Raw genomic sequence first — 19224 nt, 5'->3', positions numbered from 1 at the left:
GTAGTGAGTATTTTTTCTCGATTTGCAGATATTATTAATTCCAACCTTAATGCGCTGTTGGATAAAGCCGAAGATCCTGAAAAATTGATTCGTTTGATTATTCAGGAAATGGAAGACACTTTGGTTGAAGTGAGAACCATGTCGGCTAAAACACTGGCTGAGCGTAAGGAGTTGACGCGTAAAATCACCTGGTTGGAAAGAGAAGCCGGAGAATGGCAGAAGAAAGCTGAGTTGGCTTTATCTAAGTCGCGAGATGATTTGGCAAAGGCTGCGTTGGTCGAAAAGCACAAAGTTCAGCAGCTAGCCGATGAGCTATCTCAACAGTTAAAAAATGTCGAGATTTCTATTTCTCATCTAAATGATGAAATTTCTCAGCTTCAAGAGAAGCTTAAAGATGCTCGTGCTCGCCAGCAGTCATTATTAATGAGGCACAAAACCGCTGAGTCGCGTCTTAAAGTCAAACGCACATTGGCAGAAATGAACACCAGTAATAATGCTTTAGACAAGTTTGAACAGTTTGAGCGTAAACTTGATCAAGTTGAAGGTGAAGTAGAAAGCTTTGGGTTAGGGAATCAAGCACGTCTGAATGAAGAGTTTGCAGAACTGGAAGCAAGTGAGAAGGTTGATGAAGAGATGCGCAGTCTTAAAGATAAATTAAACAAAAATGACTGAGATTCAATCTTTAATATAAAGTGATATCAAACAGGGTGGTAGGCCAGTATGAGCGAAGAGTATATATTTGTATTGTGTATAATTTTTATGGTTGTTGTGGTACCTATGGTACTAATTATGACCAAAAAGAAAGCACCGCTGGACGAAAAAACATCAACGGCTGATTATGACCGTATTCATCAGCTATCTTTAAAAGCTGAAGACTTGGTTGACAGGGTGCAAAATTTGGAAGCTATTTTGGATGCTGAAACACCGGATTGGAGAAAAAAATATGACACCAAATGAAGCTTTTTCTCGTAAACGTCGGCTGTATCGTATCCCTCACAAAGGCAAGATATGCGGAGTTTGTGCCGGAGTCGCCGAATATTTGGGCTGGGAAGTTTGGGTTATACGGCTTTTTATGGTAGTTGCTGTTTTTGCGGGCTTTTCGACCTTCTTCGCGGTAGCCAGTTATCTGGTGGCTTATTTTATTCTTGATGTTGCTCCGCGTGACTATCAAATGAAGGAGAAATCAAAAAAGTCTTTTAAATCAGAGGCTTTCTATTCAAAGGATAGTCGAACCTCCGAGCAAATGGCACTCAATGCGCTTAACAAAGCAGAAAACTCCTTGGCGCAAGTTGAGCAAAAAGTTCAAGAAATCGAAGCTTATGTTACCTCGGGTAAGTTTGAACTGAACAAAGAATTCCGCAAAATGAAGCCATAATATCTCCGAAATCTCCCTGGTCTGACCTCCATTTTGTAACCCCATTCCTCCTGTCTGCTCGTTAGCAAATATCACGTTTCCATTCATTTATATCGCATTTTAATTCAAGGGAGATTTCATTGACTAGACCGAGTTTTGTGTTTATATTCGATGCGAATCGCGGATCACGTATTTTTTGCGAGGTTCACGCTTTACCTTAAATTCTAACTAAAGTGTTCAGCTTTTAACCTCAAACGTTTTATAGCTGAGTGTGATTGGGGCAGTTTGTAATTCCAAACTGTAATGCCAGCATAACTTTCAATCAGCGTCAGGAAGTGACATGCTATATAAGAACTCTATCTCTCGTATCATTGCGCTTTGCGCAGCAACTGCTCTATTTTGTTCGACAGGAGCTACTTTCGCATCAGGAAAACTGGAGCCTTCGATTAAAGTCGAAAAGCGTATTGGTAAAAGTGCAGCTTCTAACCAAAAACGTATTGACCGACTTGCAGAGCAAACACTTGATTTAAACTTGGACTACAAGCACAAGTTAAGTCAAATCGAACAATATAAAATCTATAACCACAGCCTTGAAGTCAGTATCAAAAGTCAAGAAGAAGAAATGGCCTCTCTGCAGCAGCAGATGAACACCATTGATGATACTGAGCGCGGTCTTATTCCTTTAATGGAAGAAATGATTGCCACTTTAGAGCAGTTCATTGAGTTGGACATGCCTTTCTTAAAGCAAAAGCGAGTTGACCGTGTTGCTCGCTTACGCAACAGCATGTTACGAGCGGATACTTCTGTTTCAGAAAAGTACCGTCGCATTATGGAAGCTTACCAAATCGAATTAGACTACGGTAACTCTGTACAAGCTTACGAAGAGACGATGGACGTAGACGGTGTTGAGAAACAAGTCGACGTTTTACGCTTCGGACGTACTGCGCTTATGTTTATTACTCGTGGTGATAACCCAGTAGCTAAAGCTTGGGATATCAATTCCAAATCTTGGAAAACATTGGATTCAGCACAAACCACTGCGGTTGCTCGTGCTTATAAAGATGTTAAGCGAAATAATAAGAAATTGATTGTAATTCCAGTGAGCGCACCGGAGAGAGCGTAATGAGTAAGGTTATGAATAAAGTATTATTGTCGTCATTATTTGCTGGTTTGTTCTCTGTTGCACAGGCCGCTGATGCACCTAAAGTTCAGAGCTTGGATGAACTGTTACAAACAGTTAAGAAAGCTGAAGGTGTTGAATCAAGAGCAAACAAACAGCGTTACCAACGCTTTTTATCGCAAAAGAATCAACAGCAGCGCTTGTTGAACGAAGCGAATGCAGAGTTAGCTCGTGAAAGAACACGCAGCGAGCAGTTAAAAGCTCAGTTTGATACCAATGAAGCATCTCTTGCTGAAATGGAAAACCAGTTAAACATTAAACTGGGTAACTTGGGTGAAGCGGTTGGTGTTCTAAGAAAAGAAGCTGCCGATACTTCTGCAAAAATCAGCTCGTCTATCATCAGCTCACAGCTACCTAATCGTAGCGGCTACTTGGATGATTTAGCGCAGCGTAAAGAAATTCCTCAAATTCCTGAGTTGCGTCGTTTGTGGGCAGAAATGCAAACAGAAATGACCGAGCAGGGCAAAATCGTTCGATACGACACCGAGATCGTTGACAGTAAAGGCGTGAAAGTTAATGCCACTGTAGATCGTATTGGTGTATTTAACTTGGTATCTAACGGTGACTATCTGAAGTTTAACAAAGACAGCCAAAACGTAGAGCAGATCGCTACTCAGCCTAACAGCGGTGAGTTCAGTGCTGGTATCAGTGACTTCCAAAACTCTGGTCAAATGTCTTTGGTTGCTATTGACCCAACAAAAGGCACTATCGTAGAAATCGAGACTGGTCGCGAAAGCTGGCCTGACCGTGTTAAGAACTACGCGGGTGTTGTTGGTTTCTCAATCATCGGTGTATTGATCATTGGTTTCGTTATTGCTCTAGAGCGTTTAATCACCTTGGGTGCTATTGGCGGTAAAATGCGTAAGCAAGCAGGTAACTTAAACCCTGGTAACAACCCTCTTGGTCGCATCATGGCTGTCTACTTAGCTAATAAAGATGACGATGTTGAGAATCTTGAGCTTAAGCTGGATGAAGCGGTGTTAAAAGAGCTTCCTCGTCTAGAGACTCGTGTTGCTATCATCAAAATCTTCGCAGCAGTTTCGCCTCTTATGGGTCTGTTGGGTACGGTTACTGGTATGATCGAAACCTTCCAGGGTATTACACTTTACGGTTCTGGTGACCCAGGTGTAATGGCTGCTGGTATCTCATCTGCCTTGATTACTACAGTATTGGGTATCGTTGCGGCAATCCCGTTGATTCTTATCCACAGCGTAGTATCTGCAAAATCTAAGAGCTTGGTACATCTGTTAGAAGAGCAGTCTGCTGGTTTGATTGCACAGCATACTGAAAACCAAGGTTCTTAATATGGAATTGCTCAACTTAGTCAAAGACTTTGTTGATGCCGGGGGCCCCGTGTTGTACGCGGTGGCTGCCGTGCTCTTCGTGATGTGGACCTTGATCTTTGAGCGCTTATGGTATTTCTCTTTGGTTTATCCAAAAGATGCTCGCCTATTGGTTGCCCAATGGGATGCTCGTCAAGACACCACATCATGGAATGCACACCGCATTCGCCAAGCCTGGATATCTCAGATGTCTGAAGAACTAAGCAGTGGGGTTGGTTTTATTAAAACTCTCGTTGCTATATGTCCTATGATTGGCTTGTTAGGAACTGTAACCGGAATGATTACTGTATTTGAGGTAATGGCTATTTCTGGAACCAGTGATCCTCGCGATATGGCCGCTGGCATTACACAGGCGACTATACCGACTATGTCTGGAATGGTTGCTGCACTGTCTGGATTGTTTGTGGCATCTCGCCTTGAATTTACGGCGAAAATTAAAGCTGAACAATTAGCTGACAATATGCCACATCATTAGGGTGATTGAATTATGCCAAAACAGATTGTAAGACGCCCTGAAGAAGAATCCGAAATCGATATGACGCCAATGCTGGATATCGTTTTCATCATGCTGATCTTTTTCATTGTAACAACATCTTTTGTGAAAGAAGCGGGCATTCAGGTATTAAAGCCTGAAGCTAAAACCGCTGTTAAGAAGAAAGATGCGAATGTCTTTATAGGCGTATCCTCTACTGGTGAAGTCTATATGGATAAAAAGAAGGTTGAACTTGAGCGCTTAAAAGTTGAGATTCAACGCATTAAGGCCGAAAGCCCAGAAGGTGCTGTTGTAATTCAAGCCGATAAAGGTTCTAAAGCAGGTGTCATCATGAAAGTGTTAGATGCTGCAAAGGGAGCTGGCGTTAAAGACATTTCTGTTGCTGCAGCAGAGGGGGGTTAATCCATGCCAAGAATTTTAATTGGATTATTGTTAGGTGCTGGTATTACTTTTTCTTTGTTCATCTTTATGGCGGTGTTAATCGATACTGCTGACGGTGATTTCAAAAGAAAAGAATATCAAACGGTTGATTACAATATGACGGAACCTGAAGAAAAGAGCCGTCGTAAGCAACGTAAGGTGCCTAAAAAGCCTGAACCACCTAAAGAGCCACCACCACCAGAAACTCAAAAAGTATCTAAGGTGACCAACCCGACGGTACAAAACGTTAATATTCAATTATCTAAATTGGATGTGAGCGTTGGTGGTGACGGACCTTTTATCGGTAACATGGCTCAGATGATGACTCAGGATGGTGATGCTATTCCTTTGAATATCATTCAGCCACCCTATCCTCGTAAAGCTGCGATGGAAGGTATCGAAGGTTGGGTAAAGTTGAAGTTTACGATTAAACCTGATGGCTTTCCTGAAGACGTAAAGGTGATTGAATCTAAACCTCGCCGAATTTTTGATAAGGCAGCGCGCCGAGTAATCTACAAATGGCGCTTTAAGCCGAAGGTTGTCAATGGTAAAGCTGTGCATCAGCACAATATGTTTTACACTATGGATTTTACGCTCACTGATTAATAGTTACATGTTGGGTTAGTCATAATGAAAAAAGTATTCTCAAATACGTTGGTTTCTGCACTGTTAGCTGCATCTTTAGTGAGTGTTTCTTCTGTAGAAGCTGCTGCTAACAATGCAGCAAATGCAGCACCGAAAAAGAAGCTCAATGTCGATGTCTCGACTCGGTATACCAAATCATGCCGTTCTTTGGCAGCAACAAAGCCGCCAGAGAAACGTGTATTGAGAGCTTTAACAGAAAGTGTGCATAAGCGTTTGAACAAAGCTCTAGGCTTGTTAAGTAAAGAGCAGCATCAAGAAGCGTTGGATATGATGTTGGCTTTGGCTAATCGTAACAAAAGTAATGCTTATACATTGGCGACGATTAACCTGAATATCAACTACGCCTACTCCAATTTAAACCAGATAGCTCAGTCTATTCGTTATTTGGAAAAAGTGGTTGCAGCAAAGGTTTTACCATGGGAGAGAGAACAGAGTGCACGTTTGCAACTCGCTAATTTGTACTATGGTGAAGATAATCACAAAAAATCTCTTGAACACTTGCGTGCATGGTTCAAAAACGAAACAAATCCTAAAGTTCAGGGTTATGTTTTAATGGCTGCTAACTTCAGTGCTCAAAATAAGTTGAAGGAAGCCATTTGCCCGGCTTATCTGGCAATTAAAGAATCCACTAAAGCCAATAAGAATATCTTTGGTGTTTTGCTAAACAGCCATTATGAGTTAAACGATATTCCTGGTTCTATCAAGATTTTAACAGTAATGGTGGAGTTGTTTCCTCAAGAAACCATTTATTGGCGTAATCTTGCAGGCCTTTATGCGAAGTCTGAGAGACATCGTGACTCTCTTGCGGTGATGGAGCTTTTACATCGCCAAAAGCGCTTCAATAAACCGGCTGATTACAAACAGCTTTCTTCTTTTTATGCCATGCTAGATGTTCCCTACAAATCTGCGGAAGTCTTGCAAGAAGGTATCGAGAAGGAAGTCGTTGAGTCTAACGAGAAAAACTGGAAAAACGTTGCATCAAACTTTCATGTTGCTCAAGAGATTGATAAATCAATCTATGCTTACAAAAAGGCAGCAGAGTATGTTGATAATGGTAGGCATGATTTGAAGCAGGCTCAGCTTTACGGCGAAGCCGAGAAGTGGAAGTTAGCTGTTAAAGCTTATGATAAAGCACTTCAGCGAGGTGGCTTGAAAGATCCTGGTGAAGCTTATTTCGGCAAGGCGGATGCTTTGTATAATGATGGTAATTTTCCTGGGGCTATTTCAGCTTTTGAGCAAGCTGCTAAGTACAAGAATTTTAAGAAAAATTCGAACCGCTGGATCAGCTTTATACGAGATAGAATAGAAAAACTTCGCCGTATGGCCGAAGGAGTTTAAAAAAAGCCGCTTTAAGCGGCTTTTTTTATGTCTGCAGATATTCGTCTACTCCCGTAACAAATGGTTACCTTCTCTCGTTTGAAATATCTTTTAGCGCTACAATATATTCAATACCAGAGTATTAAACGGAAGTTTGTATGCAACAAATGCTGAAAGACACATTGGATAAGCTATCTAGGAAAAGCAAACATTCTCTCGAACGGGCAACGAATCAAAATGTAAAGTTGGCGGTTACTGGCTTCCAAGGCGCTGGAAAGTCCGTTTTTATTGCGTCACTTATCCATCAATTGTTGCATGTTAACCGATACAATAATCTGCCCTTTTTCAAACTAGCCGAAGAAGATCGATTGATTGCCGCTCAGTTAGAAGTGGTCCCCGATTTAACGATCCCCGAGTTTCCTTATCAAGCTTCTGTTAATGCCCTGATGGAGGGCGACTGGCCCGAGTCAACACGCAGTGTTTCGGCGTTACGATTGTCTCTACGTTACAAAACAGAAAACAGCCTCATTAGCAAAATAGTAGAAAAGCCAACTATCACCATTGATGTTTATGACTATCCGGGAGAATGGCTGGTTGATCTTATTATGCTTAATCAGAGTTATGAAGAATGGTCAGAATATGTTGGCAAGTTAACGAAAAATGAAGAGCTTTATGAATCATCCGCTGATTGGAAATCTTGTTTTGTTGAGCTTAATGATAGCTCCATTGATATTGATGAATGGATAAAACGCACTGCGGAGCAATATCGTGGATACCTCAAAGATAAAGCGGCTCAAGGCGCTATTTGCATGCCAGGACGATTTGTTTTGCCTGGTGAGCTAGAAGGTGCCCCAGTTCTTGATTTCTTCCCAATACCTGAAGGAGCTTTAGAACAGAGTAAGGTAGATACTGAGACGATTAAAGAACGCTTAAAAGAAAAGTATGACTTTTATTTGAAGCAGGTTATCACGCCTTTTTTTGAGAATTACTTTAGTCAGTTTGATCGACAAATTATTTTGGTGGATTGTCTGAGCTTGCTGAACAAATCGAAACAACGTGCCCAAGAAATTGAAAGTGCGCTAAGCCATTTATTGAAGGCTTTTCATTATGGTCACTCAAACTGGATTAAACGGCTTTTTAAACCACAGATCGACAAGTTGATTTTTGCGGCAACCAAATCAGATCAAGTACCATCTAACCAACAATATCGATTGCAGTCATTTTTACAGTCATTAGTTTACGCTTCAGAAAGCAAAGTGCGTTTTGAGGGCGTCGAAAGCCATTTGCTAACGCTTTCTTCGATTCGAGCGGCAGAAGCGGTGGTTGCAGAAATTAACGGTGAAAATGTTCATTGTGTCAAAGGAACACTAAAGGAAAATAACGAAGAGGTTATTGTGTATCCTGGCGAAGTTCCTGAATCAATCGACAGTCTGTTTAGTCGTGAGCATGAGCCTTATGAACTGCCTGCCTACTCACCCAATGTTTTAAATACCAGTGCACACTCAGAGTTGCCTCACATTCGTATGGGCAAGGTACTCGAGCTGGTTTTGGGAGATAAATTGTTATGACAAAAATAAAGCCTGGACAATTTAAAGCCGATGAGATAAAGGTTCAAACTGAGCAAGTAGAGACTCAAACGGTACTACCAGAAAAGGCTATGAGGGTATCCAGCGAGCATCTTGTGGAAATTGATGCAGAGCCTGAGTTGTCTGAAACCGACAAGGACGACACTAAGCTTCCTACTTTGCTTGGCTGGGGAGTTTCGTTGGTTGGCTTGCTGGCTATTCTGCAACTCATTGATGTCACCCTATCAGCTTATAATATCAGCCCTTATCTTGGTGGGATTGCAACGCTGATTAATGTTGGTTTGTTAGGTTTTGGTGGACGTTGGTTAGCTCGTATCTGGGGTAAAAAGAAAAAGAATCGTCGTCGACAGGCTCTAAAATCACAACTACAGGCGCTGAACACCCCTCAAAGTCATGGGCAGGCTATTGCGAAAATCAGTGAGTTACATGCCAATATGGCTCATCAAGCAGCTAACAAAGAACTCGCACAGTTCCGACAGCAAAGTCATATTTGCCAAGATGACTCAGAGATGATTCAACTGTATTCCTCTGTTGTGTTGAAGGGAATGGATCAAAAAGCCAAGCGGATTGTTGCCCGCTATTCCAGCGAATCCGCATTAATGATTGCACTCAGTCCTTTCGCTGCGTTAGATATGGTACTGGTACTTTGGCGCAGCATCAAAATGGTAGATGAAGTATCAAAAGTCTACGGTATGCATAATGCACCCTTCGAAAAGACACGAATGGTACGCGACATCCTAAGGAATATGATGCTAGCGGGAGCAACCGAGCTCGCATTAGATCTAGGATTAGAAGCATTGGGAGCTAAGTTGAGTGCTAAGATATCCGCTCGCGTTGCCCAAGGTTTGGGGGCTGGTGTTGCCAGTTTACGAGTTGGACTCAAAGCCATGGAATACTGTCGCCCGGTTACCTTTGATAAAGATGAAGCTCCTAAAATATCTGAATTGAAAAAAGATGTGATTGAAGAGGTGAAGAACCGACTATTAACATCGACGTCTGGCAGTAAAGAAGATTAAGCTTGAATTATTGAATGCGAAAACCGAATGAGTCGGTTTTCGCAAAGTTAGCAGGTTAACGGTTAGCGTAAGCTCGAATGAACTCGAGCAACCGCTTCTTTTATATAGTCCACTGAGTTATTGAGACTGTATATAAAATTTCCTTTCTCTGTGAAAGCAAACGTTACTTCCTGGAAGTCTTGATCCAAAGGTTCATAAAAAACATCACAAAGTTGCTCGAGTGGTATTGAATCGTACTTGGCATCGCCTCCAAAAACCACCTGTCCGTTGGCAACATCGATAGTATCAGTATGATATTCTTCTGGAGTGAGTTCTTCGTCAGATACGCCTTGCAGTCGTAGATATAAATACAGAGCACCACCAAGGAGACCTATGAACATGGGTACAAAGAATGGATTAATTGCGTGAGTATCTGCGCTAATAATAAGTACACCTGCGAATACTAAAAAAATTAAAGTTGTCGCTAAATTAAAATCTGACCTTTTAATATGAATTTTCCATTGATTTAATAAATCCTGGCGCTATGAGTAAATTCCATTACTCATAGCGTAAAGCGTCAATGGGTTTTAGGTTTGCTGCTTTGGCTGCAGGCAAAATACCGAATACAATGCCTACCATTGCCGAAAACCCAAAGGCCACGCCAATTGCCCAGAGTGGAACGGTCGCCGGAGGAAAGTTGGGGATATACGAAGATGCGAGGGCTCCTAACCCGTAACCAATAGCGACACCTATCACACCGCCAAACAAAGACAAAGTTACGGCTTCAATTAAAAACTGAATCAGTATGTGATGCCTTTTGGCACCAATGGCCTTACAGATGCCGATTTCTCGCGTTCGCTCAGTCACTGACACCAGCATGATGTTCATAATTCCAATGCCACCAACTAACAGAGATATACTAACGATACCTCCTAAAACCAGAGTCAAAGTATCGATTACTTGACTAATAGTTTTCGTCAACTGTTCTGCGGTTTGAATTTTAAAGTCGTTTTCTTCGCCATATCTTAATTTATGATTACGACGCAAAATTCGTTCTATTTGTTGCTGTACTGATTCCAGTACTTCTGGTCCTGTAACGGTTAATTGAATAAAGATATCCGGGCGTACCTGATTACCGATCAGTCCTTCCATTGTGGAGAAGGGCATCAATACAAAGTTATCTTGCTTTAATCCCAGAAGCTCTCCTTTCTTCTCGGCCAGTCCAATCACTTTAAACCATTCTCCACCCACCTGTATGTATTCACCGACAGGATTGGGTTTAAGGTTTAAATCTTTTCTAACCTCTTCTCCAATGACAACCACTTTACGCCGCGTTTTATTATCTTCTAATGATAAAAAACGACCATGCTTAGCAAAAATCTGCGATACGTTTTGATAGGAATAAGTGGTGCCTTGCACTTGCGCAAAAGCCGTTTGAGAGCCGTATTGAACTGAACTCGAACGATTGCCTTGAGCAAAGAGCACAGGAGTGAGCGACTCAATATTTTCAACGCGATAATTAATATCGTTGAGATCTCTCTCGGTGATCCGGGCGATCTTACCTTTTAGCCTTTCTTCGAATGGCAGGTAAGAAGAGATGGATAAACTATTTGAGCCCAAGCTTTCGAATTGTTTGTTGATTGAGTAGCTTAATCCTTGAATCACAGAAACAACGGTAATCACCGAAGCGACACCAATAACGATTCCAAGGGTGGTCAAGAAGCTCCGAAAACCGTGCGCTCTAATCGACATTAGCGCAGAGCGAATGCTTTCAAGCAGCGTGTGCATTTAATTTATCCTCAATGATGCCACCATCTTGCAGTCGTACGATTCTGTGACAGTGGTTGGCGATTTCATCTTCGTGTGTCACCATGACGATGGTATGGCCTTCCTGATGCAGCATATCAAACAGCTTCATAATATCGACAGTGGTTTGCGAATCCAGATTACCTGTAGGTTCATCAGCCAGCAGAATGGAAGGAGTCGTTACCAGAGCTCTTGCTATGGCCACTCGTTGGCGTTGGCCGCCAGACAGCTGGTTAGGCAGGTGATCCATTCTTTCGGCCAGGTTGACCCTCTCCAGAGCTTCTGTGGCCAATACTTTGCGTTGCTTTAGAGAAATACCTCGATAGATGAGTGGATGCATCACATTGGCTAATGCAGATGCCCTGGGCAGCAAATTAAAACTTTGGAAAATAAAACCTATCTCCTGGTTTCTAATATCTGCCAACTGCGATTCATTCATATCTTGAACGTTCTTTTCGTTCAAACGAAAAGTGCCAGAGGTGGGTGTATCCAGACACCCCAGAATGTTCATCATGGTGGACTTGCCTGAACCGGATGCTCCTACAAAAGCAATGTATTCGTTTCTTTCGATGGATAAAGACACCTTATCAAGCGCTTTTACCAGTTGGTCGCCCATTTGATAGTGCTTGCTGATATCCGTCAGTTCAATTAATGCCATAGGTTACTGGTTTCCTCGAATAGAGATCAGGTCTCCATCTTTTAGATGACGCAGTATTCTGTCTGGACCATTGATGACCGAGACATTATCGGCCAGACCACTAGTAATTTGCTGATAAGTATCGTCAGAGATGCCCGTCGCCACTTTCACTTTTCTGGCAATGTTATTTTCAACAACAAAAAGATATTGGTGAGTTTCGTTAATGCTGCGTTTTTCTTCTGTCACTATGGCTTGAATAGGAACCGACGTCACAGGGCTGGAAGAGTGAGTAAAAATTTCTGCACGACAACTCATGCCTGGACGAAGATTGATTCCCTCGGTTGAAGTGACTTCAAGTTTTACCAGAAAGCTCAATCCTTGACGGCCAGATACTGGCTTGGCTGAAGTGGCTATGGATTTAACGACACCATCAATATTGACATCAGGATACGCTATAGCAACGACTTTTGCTTTTTGGCCGAGTTGAATGTCGGCAATATCAGCTTCATCAACGTAAACCTCTGTAATGATGCTTTGTGGGTTAGCAATGGTCATCAGGGATGAGCCAGCTATGTTGGTGGTACTGGCGATAGCCGTTTCTCCCTCTTTGATGTCGAGAGATGTAACAATGCCGCTAAAGGGAGACTGTACGCGCGTTTTACTGAGTTGATCGTCAGCCTGAGTCAGCTGCGCTTTGGCTTGCGATAAGGATTCTTTGGCCGACTTAAGATCGATCTTAGCAATATCATAAGCGTTCACCGCCGCATCGTAACGATCTTCATCCAGTAGTTTTTGTTCAAACAATTTCTTTTGGCGAGTCAATTGACGCTTTAAGTTTTCTAACTGGACAGTCTGGCGCTCGATGGCAATTTCTTGCATTCGAACGGTAGCCCCGCGTTGTTCTACTGATGCTCTAAAAGTTTCATCCTCAATCGTCAAAAGCAGTTGGCCTCGCTCGACGGCATCGCCTTCTTCTACCAGCACCTTATTTACTTTTCCGATGACTTCGGTGGTCAAGCGCACCTGATCTTCGTGAGCAAGCCGACCCGACGCTAATACAGATGATTCGATAACACGTTCTTCAGCGATTGTGACAGTGACTTCTTTAGAGTCGCTGTTCGTTGCTTTTTTTAGCAACGGAACAGCGATGATCACCGCGATAATCGCACCAATGATAAGAGCTTTTTTCATAGTATTAAAGAGCCCACATAACCACAAGAGTCATGATTATTGTTGTTGGAATGAAACCAATAATTAGAGACGCTGTCATGGAGCTGTTAGTAAATTGCTTATAGCCAATCGCTAATAGAATGTTGGCCCATACTGCTGATGACAGATCAAGGTTTGACCATATCTTAAACGTGTTATCGGCAGGTTCAGCTAGCGAAAGCAAGTTCTGTAGTGAAAGCCCTCTAGCGATCTCCAGAGGTATTTGGTTACTGTCTGCAAGTAAAATGCCGACGATACCAATAAGAATAGACACTATCATGACGAAATGAGACCAGACTATTAGTGAAAAGCATTGACCGAAAGTCAGTTCATCATTTCGAACATTCGATACGACAATTAGGTAAACGGCAAGAAGTAAAAATAATATTAATGTCATCACAGCTGCAGAACCCATAGCCGCTGACATTAGGCCAGTCTTTGGAATACTGCTCAAAGCATCTCTAGTTTGTTCAATTTGAGCTGGTGTCATGTCTTCTGCACTTTGAGATACGCTATAGTCGATGTAATAATCGTAGTCGACCTTATCGAAATATAACCAAAGTTGAAAAACAGATAGTCCAAGAATAAGCATTAAAGGTAAAAAGACTTTTCCATTTTCCTTGCGTTCTGTGAACGCCTTTGATGGGCTTGCAAAAATATCCACTAATGAACTCATTACACTCATACTCAAATCCCCAAAAATAAAGTTTTTTCCGCTTAGTACCCTGATGGGCTAATTTCTTACATTAGAATACGTTTCATCACGCATTTTATTCCCTTTTGAGTTGATTCTGAGCAGATTTGTCTGTCAATATGTCACTTTAGGTCCGGTATCTTACTTGCAGTCTTTCTGTATGAGGCCTGTAAGTTTTCAGTAAAGCTAAGGACTAGGTTAGGTAATGTGAGTCTTGGAGACAATAAATGATAGAAGTGAAAGCCTTGTCGAAGACCTTCAAGTTCGACAAAGTGGCGTTAAAAGAGCGTCAAAAGAAAAAAGAAGCCGCTCAAGATCCACGGGAAGATGGCGCTAAATTCCACGCTGTGCGTGATGTTTCATTCTCTTGCGAAAGTGGTAAGGTTCTTGGATTACTCGGACCTAACGGTGCTGGTAAGACGACGACTCTGAGAATGCTTTCGACGGCTTTGCAGCCAACATCTGGCGAAATTTTAATCGATGGTGAGGATGTTGTTGCCCATCCTCTGGTAATGCGCAAGAAGATTGGTTTTTTATCGGGCAAAACGGCACTCTATCGCCGTTTGTCGGTGCGTGAGAATGTTGAATATTTTGGTCGATTGCATGGTATGCAAGAAGACCATCTGCAATCCGAAATTGATCGTTTATTCGATATTCTTAACATCAACTCCTTTGAGCATAAAAAGGCTGAAGACTTGTCGACGGGGATGGCACAAAGAGCCAATATCGCCAGAACAGTTATTCATCAACCTCGGGTATTGATTTTAGACGAGCCGACGACTGGGCTGGATGTCGTGGCTGCCAAAATCATTATGGATTTTATCGAATCTTATCGTGGCTCAGAAACATCGGTTATTTTTTCGACACATCATTTGCACGAAGTGGAGCAACTGTGTGACCGGGTGACCGTGATTAATGAAGGGATCGCCAGCTTCTCTGGTTTGATTGATGAGTTTCGTGCTCATGATGAATCGGGCAATTTATACAATGCCTTCTTGAAACTCATTGATGCTGCCTGAGCCGGATAACAGAGGTTACTATGTGGGAAATCTATAAAAAAGAATTTATCGAACTGATTCGTGATAAAAAAACGCTGATCTTTACCATTGTAATGCCAACGATTGTTATTCCAATTCTGATTTTTGGAATGATGGTTTTTGTTCATAACGTGACGCAAAAGAATGAGAAAGAAATATTAAAGTATGCCATCTTTAATGGCGAAGAGATTCCAGCGATCACAACGGCGTTAAACGAACATAAAAAGTTTAAGTTAGTAGAAAATATTGCCTTTGATGATGTTAAGAAGGCCATTAAAGAGAAAAAGATAAAATTTGCCATTGTATTGCCCGAAAAAGGGCGCGAAGGAATGGACAAAGGTCGACAGATAACCATCAAGCTTTATTACAACAACGCTGCTTTTGCCAATAAAGTTCATAAGCGCGTATCGGAGCTTGTTAAAGAGATTTCGACGCCTCATAAAGAAATGTTGTTTGAACGCTACGGTATCGATAGTGATTTATTTGCGGGTCTGGATGAGCCTATTAAGCTAGAAAAGAAAAGCACCGCCGATAAGCGTGAAGAACTCGGTAATCGAATTGGTGGTTTGTTGCCTTATTTGATTATCTTGATGTGTTTAACTGGAGCCATGTATCCAGCTCTGGATTTAGGCGTGGGAGAAAAGGAGCGCGGCACGCTGGAAACATTATTGATATCCCCTGTTCCTCGTTCATCTATTGTTATGGCGAAGTTTCTGGTGATTTTTACTACCAGCTTCCTGGCGGTATTTCTCGAAGTCCTAAGTTTGTTAACCATGTCGATACTGGCTGGCAACGTGGCTGCTTTTGTTAAAGTTCAAGAAGTGCTCTCTGTCATTAGCATGCTGGATGTTTCTTTGGTCATCTTAATGTTGATTCCTGTGGCTTCTATCTTTGCTTCCGTTTTGCTGGCGATATCCATCTATGCTAGAAACTTCAAAGAAGCGCAGAACTATATGTCCCCCATGATTATGCTGACGATTGTTCCAATTATTGTCGCGATACTGCCAGGTATTGAATTGGACTGGATCATGGCTTCGATTCCTTTAGCGAATGTATCCTTAGCGATCAAAGAGATTGTAAAAGGAACTATCGATTACACCATGCTAGGCGTTATTTTTGCCTCAACGGTGACTGTTGCTGGCATCTTGCTGTATATGTGCACACACTGGTTTAATCGAGAAACGGTCTTGTTTAGAAGTTAGAATATTTTCATTCTAAGCTATGACTAAGAATCCAGAGCTTGTTTAGCTCTGGATTTTTTTTGCAAGAACAGAAAGCTAATTTTATTCCTATGTCTGGGCATGTGGAAGGAACTGTTTATGTTAGATAGACTTAAGACCTTAGTAGAAAATTTAGCGCCATTTTCTGAAACGATAGAGCAAAAGGGAGATGGTAACTCAAGTTTTATTTATGCTACTTCAAATGAAAAGTCAGTAGAAGTTTCTGTTGATGAAGGGATGTATTGGGTTGAATACTGGGATAACTCGGATGAGAGCTCAAGTTCTGTGAAAGAGCAAACCTTTCAAGATATTGAAAAGCTTGAGATAAGTGTGAAAGCTTGGCTTATCAAGATTCATTTAAACCTGTGATTCTGTACGTCCTTATTTATCTACTTTTTCTTTGATAATCAGTGGCAACTTATTCGCTTTCGATTGAATAAAGCTGGTTTCAATACGATATTTTCGATAGCCGTCAGCGGCAGCCTTTTCGGTATCAAGGAACAGTTCGTAGTCTGTGCTGTAGCCATCTACTTCAATACTTGCTCTTAGCACCTGTCCTTGTTCAAAGGTTCGGTTTAAGTTTGCTTTGAATCCTGTTTTAGGATCGTAATTTGCCAAGATATCTCTTCTGGCTTTTAATAAGGCATTGAGTTGGTCTTGAGTATCAAAATACAACGCGTGCCATTCTTGATAAACGGGATGCAATGCTCGTGCATTGGCATCGGCCAGGTAGTAGCGATACCAAGCGGCATGCTCTGCATTCTTGGCAATATTCTTTGCCCAGCTTTTGGCGGCATCTTTTACGTAGTTTCCAGCGGCTTCTTTAACATCTTTGAGATCGATACTGTAGGGCGACTGCAAAAAATCTAGTTGACGTTGAGCTCGTTTGAGTGCTGCTTCTTTGCCTCCCATTATCTTTAAGTACTGCTGAATATTCGGTGTCTTCCGATAAAGCTCCTGTAACGACATCGCACGATTATCGCGTATCATGGTTTGTGCCCAACCGGCAATGGTCGATTGATAAGCTTTGGTTTTGGCATAGTTACCAACACTTTCCTCAAAGGTTCGAGTATAAATATAACCTGGTAACTTTTGAGTTTTTTTGCGTATGGAGCGTTTGATTTTGTTATTTAATTCGGCTTGAACTTGCTTTTCTACATCTTTAACTTCTGCATCACTCAGTGTCTCTATGGTACTGCTGCCTGTGTATCTTTGTTCTGCCAATTTATAGACTGCTTCTATTAAAGCGGCTGGAGGTCCTCCTTTTTCATTGGCTTTTAATACATCATAAATAAAGTCGGCTGTTTCGATGGCTGTTTGAGCGTAGGCTGAGCCCATAATAACTCGGGCAAGTTGAGCCAGTTCTGCTCGTGTATATTCCAGTGCACTGGTAAATTCAGCACTTGAGCGAGTTAATCCCTGCTTGGCAAACTGCACTTGTTTACGCTTTTTCTCTATTTCATTTTCGAGCTCATTGAGAACGCTTCCCGGTGCATAGCGATACGCACTGAAGCGCAGTTTATTGTCAGCGAAAACCGCAACATAGTTAACCAATGAACCTTTGCTGTTTCTTTGGGCTTCCGTTTTAGCAAAGGCTTTTTCTGCATTAAGCATAGGCTTTAGAGATGCTTCAAGCTGTTGGACGAGTGCTTTATCTTCTGCTAATCGAGCCTGAGCGAATTTGAGATCAACTCCCAGGATGCGCAGTTGATGATTAAACTGAATCCGTTTGCTATGACGGCCGTCTACTATACTCTCGGCTTTGGCTATTTTTTCTTGTAGAAGGGTATCTTTTGCGCGGGATTCTTTGAGAAATTTGTCGCTCACCGCTTTGCGTTTTAGCAGTGACTTTTCCTGTTCTGCTAGTTTTAATAGTTCTTTGTAATGTTCATTTTCGTCCAGCTGTCGAATAAGAACATTAATCGCATCGACTTGTTGCTGTAAGCTGCGGCTGTTTTGCAGATGGTATTTGAGAGAAGGAGGATAATTATTTTTCTGTTGTTGCAGGAAAATTTGTGCCTGTTTTACTTCATCTAAAAAGGCTGCCTGTGCTTTTTTTGCTTTGTCTTGTGACTCTTTAAGCTGTTTAACCTCTTGCTGCGTTTGCTGTAAGTACTCTTTGACAAACTCCAGCTCTTGACGAGTATCTGTAATATTTTGTTTTAGCTGACTATAAGATTGAAACCATGGAAGATCATCCACTTTAACAGAAGAAATTTGATAAGTTCGAGCTTTGTCATCCAATGTGACTGACTGAATCGCATCCACACGTTCAGCAAGAAAGTCGTCATTCATCTTAAAAGAATAGGGTGTTTCTCTCGGCAGCACATAGTTGCGTAAGAACATCAGATCTTGAGGTTGAACATTCCTATGCCAAAGATCCAGAGTTGAATCTCGTGTGAAAAAATCGATGCTTAGTTCTTTGTGTACAGGTTTATGGCGGCCACGTAAGTCAGCTGCAAATTCGGTATATAGGTTTTTCTTCATGGCGAGAGCTAATTCTTGGTTGCCCAGTTTCGATATGAAGTCAACCCAACCCCAGCTTGCTGCGACAAGTTCTCGGCGGCGATCCAGTAGTTCCTGAGTGACTGCTTTATACTCCTTTAAAGCTTTCGCTCTGGCTTTCTTTTCTATTACGAGAACTTTTTTATTAAAACTCGCGACAGCGGCATCATGTTCTTTTCCATAGTACTTATAGGGCTTTCGCACGGAATCAAGGTTTTTATCGTAGTGCTTCAGGGCGTCAACAGAAAAGAACTCATGTTCAATGGCTCGAATACGATACCAGGCTTCTTTCAATTGGGTGCGCCAGCTTTGGTTAATGGCGTTTGTTAGTAAATAATAGACGTTGCGCCGAAAGCTATCTCTGGCATTGGTATCTTGTAGCTTTTTCCAGTTTTCGTATTGCTTGAAAGCATCTTGATGCCGCCGAAAATCATTTTGAAAAGCTTTGGCTGAGTTGATGAGATCTTGCCGAGTTACTTTTATTGTATTGTGAGTCACTTTGTCTTCAAATTGCCGAACCCAGCGATTTTCAAGTTTGTCATATCGACGTTCTAGTTTATCGACAAATACTTTTGCCCGGTTATAAATCTTATCATCATAACTATTTTGTGCCGTTGTAAAGCTGCTAAAAAGTAAGGCTATTGGTATCAGCAAGTAGAATGGATTAGAAGGTGACATAGCAAGCCTCGTTGTTATTATTGAGTTTAAAGGGGTCTTACTGTTTGTACGCTAAAAAATAGATTTAAGAGTATCTTTAATCGTTAGCTATGAAAAGATGAATAT

General features: G+C 41.7%; 20 protein-coding genes. 14 read left to right on the top strand and 6 right to left on the bottom strand.

The window, feature by feature from the left end:
- Positions 1 to 3: 3 nt before the first annotated feature.
- The 11 genes from pspA to NH399_RS14085 all read left to right on the top strand — a co-directional run bounded on the left by pspA (position 4) and on the right by NH399_RS14085 (position 9354).
- Positions 4 to 672, top strand: a complete 669-nt coding sequence (pspA, locus tag NH399_RS14135; RefSeq protein ID WP_253041144.1) for a phage shock protein PspA — start codon at positions 4 to 6, stop codon at positions 670 to 672.
- 48 nt (positions 673 to 720) lie between these two features.
- On the top strand, positions 721 to 957 hold the full coding sequence (gene pspB / locus NH399_RS14130) for an envelope stress response membrane protein PspB (RefSeq protein WP_253041142.1): 237 nt from the start codon (positions 721 to 723) through the stop codon (positions 955 to 957).
- Positions 944 to 1375, top strand: coding sequence for an envelope stress response membrane protein PspC (pspC, locus tag NH399_RS14125; RefSeq protein WP_253041140.1), 432 nt, complete (start codon positions 944 to 946; stop codon positions 1373 to 1375). Before pspB ends, pspC begins: the two co-directional genes overlap by 14 nt.
- Positions 1376 to 1694: 319 nt before the next feature.
- A complete protein-coding gene (locus tag NH399_RS14120; RefSeq protein WP_253041138.1) occupies positions 1695 to 2477 on the top strand; it encodes a DUF3450 domain-containing protein in 783 nt (260 codons plus the stop codon).
- 11 nt (positions 2478 to 2488) lie between these two features.
- Positions 2489 to 3838: a MotA/TolQ/ExbB proton channel family protein gene (locus tag NH399_RS14115; protein ID WP_253041136.1), complete on the top strand. Its 1350-nt coding sequence runs from the start codon at positions 2489 to 2491 to the stop codon at positions 3836 to 3838.
- A 1-nt stretch (position 3839) separates the two neighbouring features.
- Positions 3840 to 4352 (top strand): MotA/TolQ/ExbB proton channel family protein, encoded by a 513-nt coding sequence (locus tag NH399_RS14110; RefSeq protein WP_253041134.1) that lies wholly within the window; start codon positions 3840 to 3842, stop codon positions 4350 to 4352.
- Positions 4353 to 4364: 12 nt separating this feature from the next.
- On the top strand, positions 4365 to 4772 hold the full coding sequence (locus NH399_RS14105; protein WP_253041131.1) for a biopolymer transporter ExbD: 408 nt from the start codon (positions 4365 to 4367) through the stop codon (positions 4770 to 4772).
- Positions 4773 to 4775: 3 nt separating this feature from the next.
- Positions 4776 to 5396: an energy transducer TonB gene (locus NH399_RS14100; RefSeq protein ID WP_253041129.1), complete on the top strand. Its 621-nt coding sequence runs from the start codon at positions 4776 to 4778 to the stop codon at positions 5394 to 5396.
- A 24-nt stretch (positions 5397 to 5420) separates the two neighbouring features.
- Positions 5421 to 6773 (top strand): tetratricopeptide repeat protein, encoded by a 1353-nt coding sequence (locus NH399_RS14095; RefSeq protein WP_253041127.1) that lies wholly within the window; start codon positions 5421 to 5423, stop codon positions 6771 to 6773.
- A 137-nt stretch (positions 6774 to 6910) separates the two neighbouring features.
- Positions 6911 to 8320, top strand: coding sequence for a YcjX family protein (locus NH399_RS14090; protein ID WP_253041125.1), 1410 nt, complete (start codon positions 6911 to 6913; stop codon positions 8318 to 8320).
- Positions 8317 to 9354 (top strand): TIGR01620 family protein, encoded by a 1038-nt coding sequence (locus NH399_RS14085; protein WP_253041124.1) that lies wholly within the window; start codon positions 8317 to 8319, stop codon positions 9352 to 9354. The genes NH399_RS14090 and NH399_RS14085 overlap by 4 nt, the downstream gene beginning before the upstream one ends.
- A gap of 62 nt (positions 9355 to 9416) precedes the next feature.
- On the opposite strand, the gene NH399_RS14080 is transcribed toward NH399_RS14085, so the two are convergent.
- The 5 genes from NH399_RS14080 to NH399_RS14060 all read right to left on the bottom strand — a co-directional run bounded on the left by NH399_RS14080 (position 9417) and on the right by NH399_RS14060 (position 13670).
- Complete coding sequence (locus NH399_RS14080; RefSeq protein WP_253041122.1) at positions 9417 to 9734, bottom strand: hypothetical protein; 318 nt, start codon at positions 9732 to 9734, stop codon at positions 9417 to 9419.
- 157 nt (positions 9735 to 9891) lie between these two features.
- Positions 9892 to 11121 carry an ABC transporter permease gene (locus tag NH399_RS14075; protein ID WP_253041120.1) on the bottom strand — a complete coding sequence of 410 codons (1230 nt, stop codon included), beginning with the start codon at positions 11119 to 11121 and terminating at the stop codon, positions 9892 to 9894.
- Positions 11105 to 11797 carry an ABC transporter ATP-binding protein gene (locus tag NH399_RS14070; RefSeq protein ID WP_253041118.1) on the bottom strand — a complete coding sequence of 231 codons (693 nt, stop codon included), beginning with the start codon at positions 11795 to 11797 and terminating at the stop codon, positions 11105 to 11107. The genes NH399_RS14075 and NH399_RS14070 overlap by 17 nt, the downstream gene beginning before the upstream one ends.
- A gap of 3 nt (positions 11798 to 11800) precedes the next feature.
- On the bottom strand, positions 11801 to 12967 hold the full coding sequence (locus NH399_RS14065; RefSeq protein ID WP_253041116.1) for an efflux RND transporter periplasmic adaptor subunit: 1167 nt from the start codon (positions 12965 to 12967) through the stop codon (positions 11801 to 11803).
- A gap of 4 nt (positions 12968 to 12971) precedes the next feature.
- Complete coding sequence (locus tag NH399_RS14060) at positions 12972 to 13670, bottom strand: YIP1 family protein (protein ID WP_253041114.1); 699 nt, start codon at positions 13668 to 13670, stop codon at positions 12972 to 12974.
- A gap of 236 nt (positions 13671 to 13906) precedes the next feature.
- On the opposite strand from NH399_RS14060, the gene NH399_RS14055 reads away from it, so the two are divergent.
- The 3 genes from NH399_RS14055 to NH399_RS14045 all read left to right on the top strand — a co-directional run bounded on the left by NH399_RS14055 (position 13907) and on the right by NH399_RS14045 (position 16305).
- Positions 13907 to 14698, top strand: coding sequence for an ABC transporter ATP-binding protein (locus tag NH399_RS14055; RefSeq protein WP_253041112.1), 792 nt, complete (start codon positions 13907 to 13909; stop codon positions 14696 to 14698).
- 20 nt (positions 14699 to 14718) lie between these two features.
- On the top strand, positions 14719 to 15918 hold the full coding sequence (locus tag NH399_RS14050; protein WP_253041110.1) for an ABC transporter permease: 1200 nt from the start codon (positions 14719 to 14721) through the stop codon (positions 15916 to 15918).
- A gap of 117 nt (positions 15919 to 16035) precedes the next feature.
- Positions 16036 to 16305 (top strand): hypothetical protein, encoded by a 270-nt coding sequence (locus NH399_RS14045; protein ID WP_253041108.1) that lies wholly within the window; start codon positions 16036 to 16038, stop codon positions 16303 to 16305.
- Positions 16306 to 16317: 12 nt separating this feature from the next.
- Here the strand turns inward: NH399_RS14045 and NH399_RS14040 are convergent, their stop codons facing one another.
- Entirely contained in the window at positions 16318 to 19119 is a 2802-nt protein-coding gene (locus NH399_RS14040; RefSeq protein WP_253041106.1) for a hypothetical protein, read from the bottom strand.
- Between the last annotated feature and the right edge of the window lie 105 nt (positions 19120 to 19224).

It is taken from the genome of Pleionea sp. CnH1-48, from assembly GCF_024124665.1.
Lineage (GTDB): Bacteria > Pseudomonadota > Gammaproteobacteria > Enterobacterales > Kangiellaceae > JAMXSB01.
Note: the sequence above shows the minus strand (reverse complement) of the source record. Positions and strands in the feature narration are given on the sequence as shown.

Excerpts from the sequence above, each read along its gene's own strand:
- pspB (WP_253041142.1), top strand. The coding sequence starts at position 721 with ATGAGCGAAGAGTATATATTTGTATTGTGTATAATTTTTATGGTTGTT.
- pspC (WP_253041140.1), top strand. The coding sequence starts at position 944 with ATGACACCAAATGAAGCTTTTTCTCGTAAACGTCGGCTGTATCGTATC.
- NH399_RS14120 (WP_253041138.1), top strand. The coding sequence starts at position 1,695 with ATGCTATATAAGAACTCTATCTCTCGTATCATTGCGCTTTGCGCAGCA.
- NH399_RS14115 (WP_253041136.1), top strand. The coding sequence starts at position 2,489 with ATGAATAAAGTATTATTGTCGTCATTATTTGCTGGTTTGTTCTCTGTT.
- NH399_RS14110 (WP_253041134.1), top strand. The coding sequence starts at position 3,840 with ATGGAATTGCTCAACTTAGTCAAAGACTTTGTTGATGCCGGGGGCCCC.
- NH399_RS14105 (WP_253041131.1), top strand. The coding sequence starts at position 4,365 with ATGCCAAAACAGATTGTAAGACGCCCTGAAGAAGAATCCGAAATCGAT.
- NH399_RS14100 (WP_253041129.1), top strand. The coding sequence starts at position 4,776 with ATGCCAAGAATTTTAATTGGATTATTGTTAGGTGCTGGTATTACTTTT.
- NH399_RS14095 (WP_253041127.1), top strand. The coding sequence starts at position 5,421 with ATGAAAAAAGTATTCTCAAATACGTTGGTTTCTGCACTGTTAGCTGCA.
- NH399_RS14090 (WP_253041125.1), top strand. The coding sequence starts at position 6,911 with ATGCAACAAATGCTGAAAGACACATTGGATAAGCTATCTAGGAAAAGC.
- NH399_RS14085 (WP_253041124.1), top strand. The coding sequence starts at position 8,317 with ATGACAAAAATAAAGCCTGGACAATTTAAAGCCGATGAGATAAAGGTT.
- NH399_RS14080 (WP_253041122.1), bottom strand. The coding sequence starts at position 9,734 with ATGTTCATAGGTCTCCTTGGTGGTGCTCTGTATTTATATCTACGACTG.
- NH399_RS14075 (WP_253041120.1), bottom strand. The coding sequence starts at position 11,121 with ATGCACACGCTGCTTGAAAGCATTCGCTCTGCGCTAATGTCGATTAGA.
- NH399_RS14070 (WP_253041118.1), bottom strand. The coding sequence starts at position 11,797 with ATGGCATTAATTGAACTGACGGATATCAGCAAGCACTATCAAATGGGC.
- NH399_RS14065 (WP_253041116.1), bottom strand. The coding sequence starts at position 12,967 with ATGAAAAAAGCTCTTATCATTGGTGCGATTATCGCGGTGATCATCGCT.
- NH399_RS14060 (WP_253041114.1), bottom strand. The coding sequence starts at position 13,670 with ATGAGTGTAATGAGTTCATTAGTGGATATTTTTGCAAGCCCATCAAAG.
- NH399_RS14055 (WP_253041112.1), top strand. The coding sequence starts at position 13,907 with ATGATAGAAGTGAAAGCCTTGTCGAAGACCTTCAAGTTCGACAAAGTG.
- NH399_RS14050 (WP_253041110.1), top strand. The coding sequence starts at position 14,719 with ATGTGGGAAATCTATAAAAAAGAATTTATCGAACTGATTCGTGATAAA.
- NH399_RS14045 (WP_253041108.1), top strand. The coding sequence starts at position 16,036 with ATGTTAGATAGACTTAAGACCTTAGTAGAAAATTTAGCGCCATTTTCT.
- NH399_RS14040 (WP_253041106.1), bottom strand. The coding sequence starts at position 19,119 with ATGTCACCTTCTAATCCATTCTACTTGCTGATACCAATAGCCTTACTT.